The sequence below is a fragment of the Spirosoma fluminis genome (assembly GCF_054778895.1).
The window spans coordinates 486,282-501,732 of sequence record NZ_BAAGZD010000041.1 but is presented as its reverse complement, the minus strand read 5'-3'; the positions used below and the strand labels follow the sequence as shown (position 1 = coordinate 501,732).

The following is a 15,451-nucleotide window of genomic DNA, read 5'->3' as shown; positions in this document are numbered from 1 at the left end:
GCTTGTCAAACAAAAATGTCCTGCTCGTCGTGGTACTGCTGCTGCCCCGTCGACCAGTTGAGTCGTGCCCGCCAGTGACCTTTTGCCAGCCGGGCCGTTGACACAACGTAGCGTGACGTCTGGCCCGGCGTAATGGAGACGCGAATATCATCGAGCGAATCGGGGGTACGGGTAAAGGTTAATTCGGCCTTTAAGAACGTGGGCGGTAATACGAAGGCCACAGATTGGGTAGCAGGTTCGAACATCATGGCGTAACGAGGGATGATATAACCGGCGCCATTCAACACTGAATGACTTGACAAAAATGCTACGGGCGGGTCGGCAAAGCCATGACCATTGTTAGGCGGACGGGTGATCGACATCAGCGAACCGATTTTTGAACTCAACCGAAAAGCCGCCTGTGAAACCCCGTGGTCCGAAAACTGGCCGTGGCGCAGGGGAGAAGGTGGTTGGCGATACGTCAGGCGAAGGGGAGACGGAACGAGAAGGCTGCCCCGTCGGTGACGCTTGGGTCGAGGCCGATGGTGCCGTTCATACTTTGAATAAACTCGCTCGAAATAGCTAAGCCTAGTCCTGTGCCAGTCGTCTGTCCATTACGCCCCGGCGCTTTAAAGTACCGATCGAATACACGGTCCAAATGTTCCGGACGGATACCGGTTCCGTAATCCCGAACGCGAAACTCAACCATGTTGCGATCGGCCACAGTCGACACCGATACGTCGATACGACTGTCTTCGGGGCTATGTCGAACCGCGTTGGAGAGGAAGTTGATCAAGACCCAGGAGGCTTTGTCGGGGTCGGCTTTCACGGCGGGCAAATCCGCCGGTACAGATACCGCAAACTGAACATGCTTTTGCTCGGCCGCTGTCCGCAGGGCGTTTGTTGCCACCGCGACAATATCGGCGGGCGCTACGGACTGAAACTGCAACTGAATCTGTCCCGATTCGACTTGTGCCATGTTAAGAAGCTCGCCCGTAATGTTCAGGAGCCGGTCGGCATCGTTGCGGACATGGCTGACCAACTGCTTCTGCTCGTCGTTCAATCCACCGATTCGCTGATCGTCGAGCAGTTTCAGGCTCATCTTGATACCGGAGATTGGCGTTTTTAGCTCGTGGGAAACCGTCGCGATAAAGTTGGTTTTGGCGAGATCGCGTTCCTGATACGGCGTGATGTTTTTCAGGACAATCACGTACCCCGCCAGCTGCGATTCTTCCTCGCCGGTTCGGGTAACGTCTACGGTGTGAATCTGCTTGTTGAAGTAATTTTCTTTTCCCTTCCCCTCCGCGTCAACATCATATATTTTCAGCAGCCGCCCTTCTTTAGTTAAGGGTTCATCCGTCATTAGCTCCTGAATAAGGGTTCGCATCAGATCGTTGATAGACGCTACGTCAGGAGCATATTTACCCAACAGTTGCGCTTCGTTGAGGCCCAGTAATCGGCAGGCGACCGGATTGGCAAACAAGATTCGGCGTTTTTCGTCCAAACCGATGATGCCGTCACTCATGATCTGAATGAGGGTGTCAATCCGTTTTTTCTCAAACAGGACGCGCGCTAAGTTGCTGTGCTCATATTCATCCAGCTTTTGGGCCATGGAGTTAAATGAGCGGGCCAGCTCACCAAACTCGTCGCTGGACTGGAAATGCAGCCGTTCTTCAAAATTGCGGCTGGCTACCTGCTTAATGCCCCGCGTCAGCTCCCGCAGTGGATTGGCAATGTAGCCGGGAAAGTTGATGATGAATGAAAAAACAACCAGAAAACACAGGGTGCCGACAAACGCCAGCCAAACCAGGGCGTCGTTCGCAGTTTGTTCGGCGGTGCTGTTCTTGCGGAACATGGTCTGCCGATTTAAGGCATCGAGCTGTAACAGGTTGTTCTGGAGTCGGTTAATCGTCAACGAGTCAGAAGCGCCTGCTTTGAGCCGGTTAAAATCGCGTCGAACGGCCTGGGTTAGTTCTTCTTCACCGGCTTCTGTTACGTTACGTTCCTGTTTCCGAAGGTTTTGCTCAAAAACCTGAATGGCGCTCGGGTTCGTTTTGTAATCCAGTAATGCTTTCTGCATCTCACTGGTAAATTCCAGCGAGATGTAGTTGTCTTTCAGGATAGCGCGGGCGTCGCTGGAAAGCTGGTTGAGGTAGTACGCCCCTAATCCGCCCAACGCCAGAATGATGGCGAACATAAAGGCCAGACCCAGCGATATTTTGGCTTTAATGGTCATTTTATGAAGGACAAGAGGGAGGAGCGGGAAGAGGGAAATGGCTGTACCTGCATTCCGTGCTTCATGTTTCCGTTTCTTCTGCTTTTCATGATAAAATAATTAAATCTGTGTCAGATTGCGACAGCTTGTTCAGCATCTGGTTAAACAGATTCGTCCGCAAAATGATCCGGATCAGATTGATGTGCGGTTTGCCAATGCAAATGGTCGTGATCTTCCGTTCTTCGGCCGTTTCAACAATACAGCGCGGAATATTCGTTCCTTTCACCTGAATCACTTCAGCTCCCAGTTCGGTAGCGAGCTTTAAGTTATTGATTAAATGCCGCTGCACATCCAGCTTAATCCGGTCGGGGTCTTCAGCAGGTGTCTGAACGTACAGGACAAACCACCGCGACCGGTAATACGACGCCAGACGGCCCGTTTTGCGGATGATCATGCGGGCGGTCTGATGGTTGGTGCTGATGCAGGCCATGAACCGCTCCGGCTTAACCTGGATGGCGGGCGGCAGGGTCGTTTCGATTTTTCGCTCGACTTGCCCGGCCACTTCCTTGAGCGCCAGCTCGCGAAGTTGTAAGATTTTTTCGGGCTGGAAAAAGTTACGTAGCGCCGTTTCGATCTTCGTCCTGTCGTAAATCTTTCCTTCTTTAAGCCGGGTAATTAACTCATCCGCAGGTAAGTCGATGTTTACGACTTCATCGGCCATGTGCAGTACTTTGTCCGGTACGCGTTCTGTTACGTCAATGCCGGTGATCTGGTGCACTTCCTCGTACAGACTTTCAATATGCTGGATATTAACCGCACTGATGACGTTAATACCTGCGTCCAGAATCTCGATGACGTCCTGCCAGCGCTTTTCGTTTTTGGAACCGGGAATATTGGTATGCGCCAGTTCGTCGACAATGACGAGTTCGGGGTGCGCATTCAAAATGGTCTGCACGTCCATTTCCTCCAGTTCGCGCCCCCGATAGAACAGCTTGCGCCGGGCAATGATCGGCAGACCATCCACCAGCGCCAGGGTTTCGGCCCGGTTGTGTGGTTCAATGAAGCCAATCTGAACATCAATTCCGTTACGTAGTAAGGCATGCGCTTCCTGCAACATCCGGTATGATTTCCCAACCCCCGCACTCATGCCAATGTAAATTTTGAATTTTCCCCGGCGGGACTGTTGAATCAGCCGGAGGAACTGCTCAGCAGATTGATCGCGGTCGTTGTTCATTGCCTTCGCTGGCATTACTGGTCAATGACTAGAAATTAACGGCTAAACTGGTTGTCAGTGCCGTGTTCGTGGGGCTGCTACCCTTGTCAGTCTGGAAGATGGCGTCCTGGCTGCTGAACGTACGCGCTTCGATCCGAAACAACGCCTGCCGGGTAATTGCATAATCAACATTCACGGAGTAACCCCAGGTTTGAAAGCCATTGGGCTGGTCCGGCGTTCCAGTGGCGATAATAACCCCGCTATTGTCGTCATAGTACTCAACCCGTCCGGCTATCCGAATCTTATCGCTAGGACTGTAGCGCACAATGGCAACGGGCGTGTACCAGACGGAACGTCCGGTCCCGACTCGGCTCCCTCTTACGATCGGTTTCCGATCCGAACCGATGTCGAATCCTAGTGTCAGCCCTACTTTGCCTGGTTGAAGGATGGCATACAGGTTGTGATACATCCGGCTCTGTTTCAACGAATCGGGTCGATCGGACCCAAAGAAGGTGCTCCAGTTCAACGTCACCTTATTGGAAGGACGGTATTGTATCTGTGTACTGACCGACGGGCCAGAATAACCATCCAGCCGCCGGATACGCTGCCAGCCGTTGAGAACCGAGCCAAGCAGCGTCCATTTACCGTTCTGAGTGCTATACGTCAATTTAACTCCTGACAGATAGTAGGGTGAGTTTTCAGCAACCATACTCCGCGTCAGCGTCCAGTTGTCTTTGCCAATCGCGCTTTCAAAACCAATGTGCGATGAGAATATCCCTGCGTCCAGCCACAGGTCGCGGCTCATGCTCAGCTTCACTCCGGCGTTCGCTTCGAAGATATTCCGCACCAGTTCCTGCTCAGCCGCATAGTTGTACTGCGGATACGTACCGACCTGAACGGCCAGGTTCGCCCGCACGCGGTCATCTGTATAAGCTCCCTTCAGAACCGCTAAGTTTACGTTTACCTCGCGATTCCGCCGAAAATTGTACAGGAAATTTGGCCGCTCCTGGCCGGTTTTCGGGGTTGTAAGATCGTGCGAATAATAAGCTTCCACATAACCCGTAAACGTCAATCCGCTTTCTGGAGCTACCGTCGTTGCCGCCTGGGTTGGCGCCCAAGCGGTAGACGTATCTGTAACTTGAGCAAAAGCGTTGACTAACGGGACGACGACCAAGGCCGAAATCTTAAAAAAACAATTCATTTCACAAGCCGCCGTAGCGGTGATTTTGTTGTGTCTTGTGTCACAGAACTGGGTAGTGACCAGCCATCGCCCAGTTCTGTGCTACTACGTAGCTACTTTAGCGTATCTAAGGCGACGTTCAATTCCAGTACGTTTACGGTCGGGGGGCCAAAGAGGCCCAGCAACGGTCCTTTTGTGTGATTGTCGACGAGTTGATTCAGCCGATCAGCGCTAATGCCGCGTACTTTGGCAAGGCGGGCGATCTGAATTTTGGCCCCGGCCGGAGATAGGTCGGGATCAAGACCACTACCCGAAGCGGTTACCAGTTCAGCCGGAATGTCTTCCTGGCGAACCCCAGGATTATGCACCAGAAACGTATTGATACGTGCCTGGACGGTTTTCAGATAGTCAGGGTTGCTGGGTCCTTTGTTCGACCCCGCTGACCCCGCAGCATTGTAGTCGACGGCCGACGGACGGCTGCTGAAGTATCGATCTTCGGCGAAGGCCTGTCCAATGCGTTTATAACCAACGACTTTACCATGTACAGAGACGGTTTCGCCTTTGCCACCACCGGGGGCCAGAGTAGCAATACCGGCAACGACGAGTGGATAAATAACGGAAAGCAACACCAGCATGACAATCGTTAGTCGAATAGCCGGTCCAATGTGAGTTTTCATACTTGTAAAGAGTGAAAGAGCGAAAGGGTGAATGAGCGAAAGATTATTAGCAAGTGAATGGTCAGACGGAAATTTGTATCTGAATCACTCTTTCGCTTATTCACTCTTTCACTCATTTAGAAAAATATTCCTACGACTAAGTCAATGAGTTTGATGCCAATGAACGGCGCGACAATGCCGCCTACGCCGTAGATCAGTAAGTTCCGGCGTAGCAGTGCCGATGCACCGATTGGTTTGTATTCTACCCCACGTAACGCCAGCGGAATCAGCATCGGAATGATGATGGCATTGAATATGACCGCCGACATAATGGCTGATTCAGGACTGTGCAGGCGCATGAGGTTCAAGGCTTGCAGCGCCGGAATCGAGCTGATGAACAAGGCTGGGACAATGGCGAAATACTTCGCTACGTCGTTGGCAATGGAGAAGGTCGTCAGTGTACCCCGTGTGATCAACAACTGCTTACCAATCTCAACAACTTCAATCAGTTTGGTAGGGTCGTTGTCGAGGTCGACCATGTTACCGGCTTCTTTGGCCGCCTGCGTACCGCTGTTCATGGCTACGCCTACGTCGGCCTGTGCCAGCGCCGGGGCATCGTTTGTGCCATCGCCCATCATCGCCACCAGTTTACCGCCGGTTTGCTCATGACGGATGTAGTTCATTTTGTCCTCCGGCTTAGCCTCGGCAATGAAGTCGTCAACCCCCGCTTTCTCGGCAATGAATTTGGCGGTCAGGGGGTTGTCGCCCGTCACCATTACCGTTTTGACACCCATCCGACGCAGCCGCTGGAAACGCTCCTGAATGCCGGGTTTGATAATGTCCTGCAATTCGACAACGCCTTTCACGATCTCGTTTTCGGCGACAACCAGGGGTGTACCTCCATTAGCCGCAATTTCTTTTGCTTTCGCATCGGTCTCGGCCGGGAAAGGATTACCCGCCCGTTGAACGATTGTCCGGATGGAATCAACCGCTCCTTTGCGGATGCGGATGACCTCGGCTGCCTGTTCGCTGATGACGGGGCTGCTACCGAATTGCCCGTTTGTTTCCCGGCTCTGTGTGCCACGAATCGGCAAGTCAATACCACTAGATCGGGTTTCGGCAGTGAACTTTATCAGCGTTGCACCTTCGATTGACAGCGATCGCGTTACGTCAGTCCCCCAGTCTCCACTGCGGGCCAGCTCAACGATTGACTTCCCTTCCGGCGTTTCGTCGGCGAGCGAACTGAGCGCACTAGCCCGCACCATATCGGTCTGGCTCACGCCCGGTGCGGGGTAAAAGCTGGTTGCCTTCCGGTTGCCGATGGTAATCGTACCTGTTTTGTCGAGGAGGAGCGTATCAACATCCCCGGCGGTTTCGACCGCCCGCCCTGATTTGGCAATGACGTTGGCTCGCAGGGCCCGGTCCATGCCCGCGATGCCAATGGCCGACAGTAACCCACCGATTGTGGTTGGAATCAGACAGACAAACAGCGAAATCAGGGCCGCGATAGTAATCGGGGTATTCGCGTAATCAGCGAAGGGCTTCAGCGCTATACAGACGATGATGAAAATTAACGTAAAGCCCGCCAGCAGAATCGTCAGCGCAATTTCGTTCGGCGTTTTCTGACGGCTCGCTCCTTCGACCAGGGCAATCATTTTGTCCAGAAACGATTCGCCGGGTTGGGTTGTCACCAGCACTTTAATGCGGTCAGAAAGCACTTTTGTACCGCCTGTTACGGAGGAACGGTCACCACCCGCTTCGCGAATAACCGGGGCCGATTCACCCGTGATCGCCGACTCATCGATGGTTGCCAACCCTTCAACGATTTCGCCGTCAGAGGGGATGATGTCGCCGGTTTCGCAGAGGAACACATCGCCTTTTTTCAACCGTGAGGATGGGATGACTTCGACCTCATCCAACGTTAATTGACCGACAGGGCGAATGACCTTAGCCGGCGTTTCTTCCCGCGTTTTGCGCAGCGATTCGGCCTGGGCCTTGCCCCGTGCTTCGGCAATGGCCTCCGCGAAATTGGCGAAGAGAACCGTTGCCAGCAGAATAGCCGTAATAGCGATGTTGTATCCCAGCGTTCCCTGGGTTGTGTCGCCCGTAAGCGCGATGTAGATCGTTACCAGCAACATAATCAGCGTACCGATTTCGACGGTAAACATGACCGGGTTTTTGACCAGGACCGCTGGATTTAGTTTCGTAAACGACTCCCGTATGGCCGTTCCAACCAGGTCGCGCTGGAACAGGGTGGGGGATGATTGCTTTGCCATTTTTGTTAGTTTTGAAAAAAGATTGATGTATGACTGTCGAGCAAGCGTCTATCGAGCAGGTTTTTCATAAAGCGGGCTATTCATCGAGCACCGCCTATGCCATCAAAAAGATGCAGGAAGAATTATTGCGTGAACTCAAAATATGTAGTGAACGCATTGATGGTTTTGAGCATAAGTATGGCATGGCTTATGAAGAATTCTACCGTCGTTTTAGTGAACTTACTCAGTTTGGCTTGTTCGAGCGGGAAGATGACATTATGGACTGGCGGGCTGAACTTATCGTATTACGGGGGGGGGGCTAAACGCTTGGCGCAGTTAGTGAAATGAGTCAAGTCCTAGCCGCCTTTAGTTATAACATTACAGCCTCGACCTCGCTGGAGCCCATTGAGCGTCCTGATGTCACACAGATACATGGTCGGATCACGTTTTTAGATGAGTCGGTTCTGCACATTCGGGAAAACTACGTAGTTGACCCGGAATGGACGGATTACGCTTATCATTGGCAAACCGCCGACAATCGATTCATTCATCGCTGGGACAACGCACACCCCGTTTCTTTCGACACTTCGCCCCACCACCAGCATGTCGGTTCGGAGGAGAACGTTCAGCCTTCAGAACCGATGACATTAGAGAAGGTGCTAACCATCATTGCACACCGTATCGGCGAATCGCAACTTACTTCAGACTAAAATACTCCGCCAGTGGTCCAAGGGCTAGTGCCGGGAAGAATGATAAAGCGGTAATAATGAAGATGACCGCGAAAATCATCAACCCAAACGTCGGTGTATCTACCGGCAGCGTTCCCGAGGACTCCGGTACGTACTTCTTCCGCGCTAACAATCCGGCAATCGCCACCGGACCGATGATGGGTATGTAACGGCCCATAATCAGCACGATGCCTGTTGCGAAATTCCAGAAGAAGTTGTTGTCCGCGAGTCCTTCGAAGCCCGAGCCGTTGTTGGCGTTAGACGACGTGAACTCATACAGTATTTCCGAAAAGCCGTGGAAACCAGGGTTGTTCAGCCAGGCCGATGGTTTCACCGCCCACGACGCATCTCCATAGTTGATGAAAAGCCAGGCCGCCAGGGCGGTGCCGCCTTTTACCAGTAAGGCACTTAACAGCGCTACCAGCGAGGCAATCTTGATCTCCCGTGCCTCTACCTTACGCCCGAATAGCTCCGGCGTTCGTCCGACCATCAGACCTGCCACAAAGACAGCGATAATCAGAAAGTAATAGAAGTTGAGCAGCCCCGCGCCGACCCCGCCGTAAAAGGCGTTCACCATCATGCCCAGTAGTTCCATCGTACCCGACATAGCCATTGAAGAATCGTGCATGGAGTTGACCGAACCCGTTGAAATAATGGTGGTCATGATGTTCCAGTACGCCGATGCCAGCGGTCCGAAACGTACTTCTTTGCCTTCCATCGCCCCCGTTGGCTGGGCTACGCCCAGGTGTGCGATAGCCGGATTGCCACCCAGTTCGCTAACAAGGGTAGGAACTAACAGCGCTAGCATCCCGATGGTCATGACGCCATAAATGACCCAGGCAAAGCGTTTGCGATTGATGAAAAAGCCCAGGGCGAAAATCATTGCAATCGGGATGAGTGTCTGCGCAATCATCTCGACCATGTTCGTCAGGTAATCAGGGCTTTCGAGCGGGTGCGCTGAGTTCGTGCCAAACCAACCCCCGCCGTTCGTGCCGAGGTGTTTGATGGCAATGAAACCAGCAGCGGGTCCGCGCGAAACGCCAATCGTATCACCCTGCATCGTGACGACAGAATCTTTCCCGTCGAAGCTGGCGGGCGTTCCATTAAATACCAGAATGAGGGCAACGATCAACGAGCCCGGCAACAACAGCCGGGTGATGGACTTGACAAAAAAGACGTAGAAGTTGCCGACCGTCTCCACGGTTTTGGGCATGAACGACCGGAACAGCAGCACGGCTGCCGCAATACCCGTAGCTGCCGACACAAATTGCAGGAACATCAGCACACCAAGCTGCGTCAGGTACGTAGCGCCCGATTCGCCCGAATAGTGCTGTAGGTTACAGTTAATCAGAAAGCTGATCGCTGTGTTGAACGCCAGATCGGGCGTTTGCGACGGGTTGCCGTCCGGGTTCAGAGGCAGGCTTCCCTGGGTTACCAGCATCACGAACGCATACACCAGCCAGACCGCATTGATGGTCAGCAGGGCAGCCAGGTTCTGTTTCCAGGTCATCTCCTGGCTGGGATTGATCCCGCCCAGGCGATAAATAAACCGCTCCAGCGGTTTCAAAAAGTCGAACAATGATGGTTCGTCTTTGAATACATTAGCAAGATACTTGCCCAGCGGAATCGCCAGCAGGACCGTTAGTCCATACATCACAACTACGCCCATCCATTCAGTAAACATATGCGTTAGGAGTTAAAACTTTTCCGGTTTAATCAAGACGTACAGCATGTACGCGAAAACCAGCAGTGCAGCAATGAAAACGAGTATGATCATGTCGATAATGGATTAGATTTTCTCGAACCACTCGATGCAGCTATAGAAGAAAGCAAAGCACAGTAGTGCCGAGAGCAGTAAAAGCAGGAGAGTCCCCATTTTAGAGAATACGTTTGGTTTGTATTCACTACGTTGCCAACCCAGTGCCAAACCGTAAATTCTATTTTCTCTGAATGGTAATTTACTGATTATGAAGGCGTAGTGAATTGTTAAAACGAACGAGCGGTTTTGAGGGAGGTATAGTTTTCTCAAAATGAAAAGCGGATATTCTCAATTTGAGAATGGGGGAGCCCTAAAACACGGAATAGAGCATTGAAAAGCTGTTCACCTTTAAAGCCAGTATGGCAGCAACAGAATCAGCTCACAACTAGAACCTGGATCAGCTCACCGCTGGTGGTCTGTTAGACGCCGTGGGTATCGTTTTTGGTGATATGGGTACGTCGCCTTTGTATACGTATCGGGCCGTTATCGAAGATCATGTTGTCGACGAGACGCTCGCGCCTGGCGGGTCCTCGGTGATCTTCTGGATGATTCAGGGTTCGATCGGACTGAGTGGATGCGACTGTGCAGCTTAATCCCAACGCAGCTTTGTACATCGGCTGGCGCATAGTAAGCCAGGAACAGTACGGTTTTTTTGCCGGTATCGGCTCGTCGACTATCAATAGCACAGTTACCCGGGGGCTCGTTACCGACGAGTACAAAGGGGTGATTGCTGATGCTGGATTTGCTGTCATTTACGATGCCAACATCGTTAACGTTGGCCTGGCAGCTGGCCTGGATCACCTGTCTGATCGTAACCAAAACTCCTGGAACTACCATCGACGGCCCTGGTTTGGGGTTCTGTTCGGGATGAATCTGAATTAATCAAACTTATTTTTTCAGGCCATACTCATCCAGCTTTCGGTAGAGTGTCGCCAGAGAAATGCCCAGTACACGAGCCGCTTCCACTTTCTGATTACTGGTCAGTTGCAAAATACGCCCGATATGCTGCCGTTCCAACGTATCCAGCGTCAAATCATGGCTGCCAGTATATGCATTTCCGTCGCGGATGTCTACCGGTAGATCGCCCGGTTTCAAATAGGGGCCATCGGCCAGAATAACGGCTCGTTCGATGACGTTTTTCAGCTCCCGGATATTTCCCTTCCACGGGTGTTGCTGCAACTTCTGGATAAACTCCGGGCTGAGCTGCAGGTCGCGTTTGCCAATTTTGATTGCGTCGCGCCGGGCGAAAAATGTGGCCAGCTCCGGAATATCGTCACGGCGGTCGCGGAGGGCAGGAAGTTCAATCGAAAACACCGACAGTCGATAGTACAGATCCAGGCGAAAATGACCAGCATGGGCTTCCTGTTCCAGGCTTCGGTTGGTAGCGGCCACTACACGCACATCTACCTTGGTGGGTCTGGTATCGCCGACGCGCATAAACTCGTGCGTTTCGAGCACCCGCAAGAGTTTAGCCTGTAAGTCGAGGGGCATCTCCCCAATCTCATCCAGAAAAAGGGTACCTTTGTCGGCTTCCGAGAACAAGCCCTTCTGGTCGCGGCTGGCCCCGGTGAAGGCACCCGCCCGATGTCCAAACAGCTCGCTTTCCAGAATTTCTTTGCTCAGGGCACCGCAATTGATTGCAACAAATGGGCCTTTTCGGCGAAGACTGGCGTAGTGAATGGCCTGGGCAAACACCTCTTTGCCGGTGCCCGTTTCACCCGTTAGAAGTACGGTTGTATCGGTTATGGCTACTTTGCGGGCCAGATCGATAGCCTGTTGCACGGCCCGCGACCGACCGATGATGCTGTCGAACCCGTACCGCTTACTCACCTGTTGCTCTAACTGCCGGATGCGAAACTGCAATTCCGCCTTCTCGATGGCCCGACTCACCAGGGGTATAATCCTGTCGTTATCGTCGCCCTTCGTGATGTAATCAAAAGCCCCGTTTTTAATAGCGGCCACGCCATCGGCGATGGTGCCGTAAGCCGTCAGTACAATGACTTCGGTAGCAGGATAAGCCTGTTTAATCAGTGTGGTTAACTCAATGCCGTTTTTATCGGGAAGCTTTACGTCGCTGATGACAAGCTGTATTTCCTCGCGTTCGAGGGTTTTCAGACCACTTCGCGCATCGGCGGCTTCCAGAACAGTATAGCCTTCCAGACTGAGGATGCGTGCCAGGAGTTGACGAAGCCGGTCTTCGTCGTCAATTAAAAGGATGGTTGCCGCCAAAACACAATACGTTAGAACAGGTCAATTTGCTAACCCGAGCAAAAGTAAAACTTCGTGGCTAATCTGGATAGACATTAACCGATAACTCGTAAAATGCGGTATAGCCACGGTTGCCGACGGCCGGGGACTGCCGGTGAACTGAACGACACGGATAATATAGGCAGCTTGCTTAACTTTGGGCATCTCAACGTATGATCCCAGTTATTGATCATCAGCGAGGTAATTAGTTTCCAATGCAACCTTCTGTATAACATGACCACTACCCAATCACCTGAATTGGCGTCTCTTTTCCCCAAAGACGCTGCTCAAATCCCCGCCGATTATCAAATTGAGCCCATTCACCAACGCGAATACTTACTCAACGGAGCGATGCGCCCGTGGAATGGGCCTGTTTCCGAGGTTTATTCACCTATTTGCATTCCGGATGCCGACGGAACGTTAAAACGGCAACTCGTCGGAAGTTTTCCCGTTACTACGCCCAAGGAAGCGCTGGAAGCGCTTGATGCGGCCGTAGCCGCCTATGATAATGGTCGGGGTGAATGGCCGCAAATGTCGGTAGCTGGCCGAATCGAATGCATGGAAACGTTCGTCGGCAAAATGCTGGAGCAGCGGAAACTGGTCATCAACCTGATCATGTGGGAGATCGGTAAGAACCTGGCCGACGCCACCAAAGAGTTCGATCGCACGGTAAAATACATTTACGATACCATCGACACGCTCAAGAATATGGACCGCAATTCGTCGCGGTTTCGGATCGAAGAGGGAATCATTGGGCAGATCCGACGTTCACCGCTTGGCGTCGTGCTGGCGATGGGGCCGTTTAACTACCCACTCAACGAAACCTATACGACGTTGATTCCGGCTATCCTGATGGGCAACACGATCCTGTTCAAAACGCCTAAGCACGGTTCGTTGCTGCATTACCCGCTGCTCGAAGCCTTCCGGACCAGTTTCCCGAAGGGCGTAGTGAACTCGCTGTACGGCCGTGGTGCCGACGTAGTGCCGCCTGTGATGCAGTCGGGTAAGGTGAACGTACTGACGCTCATTGGCTCGAGTCGGGTGGCCGATCAGTTGCAACGTCAGCACCCCAAACTGAACCGCCTTCGGTCGGTGATGAGCCTGGATGCGAAGAATGCGGCTATCATTCTGCCCGATGCCGATCTGGATGTGGCCGTGAAGGAGTGTTTGCTCGGTTCTCTGTCATTCAATGGACAGCGGTGTACAGCCATCAAGATCATCTGGGCGCACCGCTCCGTTGTCGATGAATTTTTGAAGCGTTTCAGTCCCGAAGTAAGCAAACAGAAATTAGGCATGCCCTGGAACGACGGCGCGCAAATCACCCCACTGCCTGAGCCACATAAGACCGAATACCTGGCCGACATCATCGCGGATGCGAAAGCGGGGGGCGCGTCGATTGTCAACGACGGTGGGGGAGAAGTGACAGCTTCGTTGTTCAAACCGGCGGTTGTCTATCCGGTTAAAGAAGGCATGCGATTGTACCGCGAGGAGCAGTTCGGCCCGGTAATTCCGGTGGTGCCCTACGACGACGAGGAAGAGTTTATTGACTATCTGATTACGGACGATCACGGTATGCAGGCCAGTATTTTTGGTACTGATCCTAATGCCATCGCTCAACTTATCGATCCGTTGGTAAACCTGGTGAGTCGCGTTAACATTAATGCCCAGTGCCAGCGCGGCCCCGACACCTTTCCGTTTACAGGGCGTAAAGATTCGGCCGAAGGAACGTTGTCGGTGGAAGATGCGCTGCGCTCGTTCTCGATCCGTTCGGCGGTGGCTACCAAAGACACCGGAGCAAACAAGCAGATCCTGAACGACATTGTCGGACATCACAAATCCGAGTTCTTGAGTACGAATTTTATATTCTAATGCCGGGTTCAGTAGGTTGCCGGCCTATTGACAAACGAGCCAGCAACCTATTGCCAAAACTGAATGCTGACAGCCACCAAACTTTCAAAATCGTTTACTGAGCTTACTAACGATACCGTACAGGCCGTTCGGAACGTATCATTTACGCTCGAAACGGGCCAGGTTATGGCGCTGGTAGGAGCCAGTGGTTCGGGTAAGAGTACATTACTGAATGTATTAGCCGGATTAGCCGACGCTGATACGGGAGAGGTTCGGCTGAACAACGAGCGAGTGCCGGGACCGTCGGAGGTGTTAGTGCCCGGCCATGCGGGCATTCGGTTGGTGCACCAGGAGTATCAACTCATGCCGAACGTATCGGTACGCGACAACATCGCCTATGCCTTGCGTTACTTCGAGAAAAGCTACCGCGATTACCGGGTTGACCAGCTTCTCAAATTGTGCCGGTTAACCGAGGTACAGATGCGATTGCCCCGTAACGTATCGGGGGGCGAAAAGCAGCGAACGGCTATTGCCCGCGCCGTTGCTGACAAGCCGACTATACTACTGTTAGATGAGCCGTTTAGTCACCTCGATCTGCCAAACCGGCTCATCGTGCGTGACCTGCTGTTCGATCTGGTCCGTCATGATGATACGTCCTGCCTGTTTGTGACGCACGACGCCACCGATGCGTTGTCTATCGCCGATAAGCTGGGAATCCTGCGCGATGGCCGCTTGATTCAACTGGATGCGCCAACATCCGTATATCACCAGCCCCTAACGACCTATGCCGCCCAAATGACGGGTGTGGCCAATATTATCAAAGCCAAGTACCTGCCGCTATTGGGACTGCCTGAAGCCGACAAAGCGGATGCGTTGTTGTGCCTGCGGCCGGAGCAGATACGGCTCAATGAGGCCGGTAGCCCGGGTACGATACGTGCCGTTTATTTTAAAGGCAGCCACTACGAGCTTGAAGTCGAGCTGAGCCGTTACGTTTGCCTGCGTACGCTAACTACACGAACGGATTTACGAGTTGGTCGGCAGGTCGGTATCTCCGTTGACCCGGATGCGGTTTGGTGGCTCCAGCGCTAGCTTCCCGTAACCATTCCGGCGTAGCGCAGTTTTGATCTAAACAAGCTGACAAAACGGTATGGAATCGAACGAAGGAAAAGGCTACCACGGCAAAGAGGAATCGCAGGGGAACAACGGTTTTCTGGTTCACGAAGAAACCGAGAATGTGAAGCCAACGGGTGTAGACGATGAGTCGAACGGCATGACAAACGACGATTATCTCGGAAAGAGCAACAAAGAGAACCGGGATGAGGACTAGACAAGTCAAATAGAGCTAAATAAAAGACACAAGCTGTGAGCGTT

General features: G+C 52.6%; 16 protein-coding genes. 7 read left to right on the top strand and 9 right to left on the bottom strand.

Translation table 11 applies throughout. The features are described 5' to 3' along the window. Window positions 1-5: 5 nt before the first annotated feature. The 6 genes from ACYVBJ_RS23980 to kdpB form a co-directional block, all read right to left on the bottom strand. Window positions 6-362, bottom strand: coding sequence for a FixH family protein (locus tag ACYVBJ_RS23980; protein WP_460984824.1), 357 nt, complete (start codon window positions 360-362; stop codon window positions 6-8). A 98-nt stretch (window positions 363-460) separates the two neighbouring features. After that, a complete protein-coding gene (locus ACYVBJ_RS23975; protein ID WP_460984823.1) occupies window positions 461-2,215 on the bottom strand; it encodes a sensor histidine kinase in 1,755 nt (584 codons plus the stop codon). 85 nt (window positions 2,216-2,300) lie between these two features. Then, window positions 2,301-3,443, bottom strand: a complete 1,143-nt coding sequence (locus ACYVBJ_RS23970; RefSeq protein WP_460984822.1) for a sensor protein KdpD — start codon at window positions 3,441-3,443, stop codon at window positions 2,301-2,303. A 13-nt stretch (window positions 3,444-3,456) separates the two neighbouring features. Beyond that, window positions 3,457-4,608 (bottom strand): porin, encoded by a 1,152-nt coding sequence (locus ACYVBJ_RS23965; RefSeq protein WP_460984821.1) that lies wholly within the window; start codon window positions 4,606-4,608, stop codon window positions 3,457-3,459. 92 nt (window positions 4,609-4,700) lie between these two features. Continuing rightward, window positions 4,701-5,264 (bottom strand): K(+)-transporting ATPase subunit C, encoded by a 564-nt coding sequence (locus ACYVBJ_RS23960; RefSeq protein ID WP_460984820.1) that lies wholly within the window; start codon window positions 5,262-5,264, stop codon window positions 4,701-4,703. Window positions 5,265-5,380: 116 nt separating this feature from the next. Then, window positions 5,381-7,519, bottom strand: coding sequence for a potassium-transporting ATPase subunit KdpB (gene kdpB / locus ACYVBJ_RS23955; protein ID WP_460984819.1), 2,139 nt, complete (start codon window positions 7,517-7,519; stop codon window positions 5,381-5,383). Between the two features lie 29 nt (window positions 7,520-7,548). Between kdpB and ACYVBJ_RS23950 the strand changes: the two genes are divergently transcribed. Both ACYVBJ_RS23950 and ACYVBJ_RS23945 read left to right on the top strand, forming a co-directional pair. Next, window positions 7,549-7,821: a hypothetical protein gene (locus ACYVBJ_RS23950; protein ID WP_460984818.1), complete on the top strand. Its 273-nt coding sequence runs from the start codon at window positions 7,549-7,551 to the stop codon at window positions 7,819-7,821. A gap of 21 nt (window positions 7,822-7,842) precedes the next feature. Further along, complete coding sequence (locus tag ACYVBJ_RS23945) at window positions 7,843-8,208, top strand: toxin-antitoxin system TumE family protein (protein WP_460984817.1); 366 nt, start codon at window positions 7,843-7,845, stop codon at window positions 8,206-8,208. On the opposite strand, the gene kdpA is transcribed toward ACYVBJ_RS23945, so the two are convergent. Together kdpA and ACYVBJ_RS23935 are read right to left on the bottom strand one after the other, a co-directional pair. Continuing rightward, on the bottom strand, window positions 8,195-9,910 hold the full coding sequence (kdpA, locus tag ACYVBJ_RS23940; RefSeq protein ID WP_460984816.1) for a potassium-transporting ATPase subunit KdpA: 1,716 nt from the start codon (window positions 9,908-9,910) through the stop codon (window positions 8,195-8,197). The two genes, ACYVBJ_RS23945 and kdpA, sit on opposite strands and share 14 nt — an antisense overlap. A 12-nt stretch (window positions 9,911-9,922) precedes the next feature. Beyond that, complete coding sequence (locus ACYVBJ_RS23935; protein ID WP_460985273.1) at window positions 9,923-10,003, bottom strand: potassium-transporting ATPase subunit F; 81 nt, start codon at window positions 10,001-10,003, stop codon at window positions 9,923-9,925. 410 nt (window positions 10,004-10,413) lie between these two features. Between ACYVBJ_RS23935 and ACYVBJ_RS23930 the strand changes: the two genes are divergently transcribed. Together ACYVBJ_RS23930 and ACYVBJ_RS23925 are read left to right on the top strand one after the other, a co-directional pair. After that, window positions 10,414-10,578, top strand: a complete 165-nt coding sequence (locus ACYVBJ_RS23930; protein ID WP_460984815.1) for a KUP/HAK/KT family potassium transporter — start codon at window positions 10,414-10,416, stop codon at window positions 10,576-10,578. Further along, window positions 10,568-10,867, top strand: a complete 300-nt coding sequence (locus ACYVBJ_RS23925) for a hypothetical protein (RefSeq protein ID WP_460984814.1) — start codon at window positions 10,568-10,570, stop codon at window positions 10,865-10,867. The genes ACYVBJ_RS23930 and ACYVBJ_RS23925 overlap by 11 nt, the downstream gene beginning before the upstream one ends. Before the next feature lie 6 nt (window positions 10,868-10,873). Here the strand turns inward: ACYVBJ_RS23925 and ACYVBJ_RS23920 are convergent, their stop codons facing one another. After that, entirely contained in the window at window positions 10,874-12,214 is a 1,341-nt protein-coding gene (locus tag ACYVBJ_RS23920; RefSeq protein WP_460984813.1) for a sigma-54-dependent transcriptional regulator, read from the bottom strand. 252 nt (window positions 12,215-12,466) lie between these two features. Here ACYVBJ_RS23920 and ACYVBJ_RS23915 point away from each other — a divergent pair, with 252 nt between their 5' ends. The 3 genes from ACYVBJ_RS23915 to ACYVBJ_RS23905 all read left to right on the top strand — a co-directional run bounded on the left by ACYVBJ_RS23915 (window position 12,467) and on the right by ACYVBJ_RS23905 (window position 15,407). Beyond that, window positions 12,467-14,101 carry an NADP-dependent glyceraldehyde-3-phosphate dehydrogenase gene (locus ACYVBJ_RS23915; RefSeq protein WP_460984812.1) on the top strand — a complete coding sequence of 545 codons (1,635 nt, stop codon included), beginning with the start codon at window positions 12,467-12,469 and terminating at the stop codon, window positions 14,099-14,101. Window positions 14,102-14,164: 63 nt separating this feature from the next. Then, window positions 14,165-15,169: an ABC transporter ATP-binding protein gene (locus tag ACYVBJ_RS23910; protein ID WP_460984811.1), complete on the top strand. Its 1,005-nt coding sequence runs from the start codon at window positions 14,165-14,167 to the stop codon at window positions 15,167-15,169. Window positions 15,170-15,227: 58 nt separating this feature from the next. After that, window positions 15,228-15,407, top strand: a complete 180-nt coding sequence (locus ACYVBJ_RS23905) for a hypothetical protein (RefSeq protein WP_460984810.1) — start codon at window positions 15,228-15,230, stop codon at window positions 15,405-15,407. Window positions 15,408-15,451 lie beyond the last annotated feature (44 nt).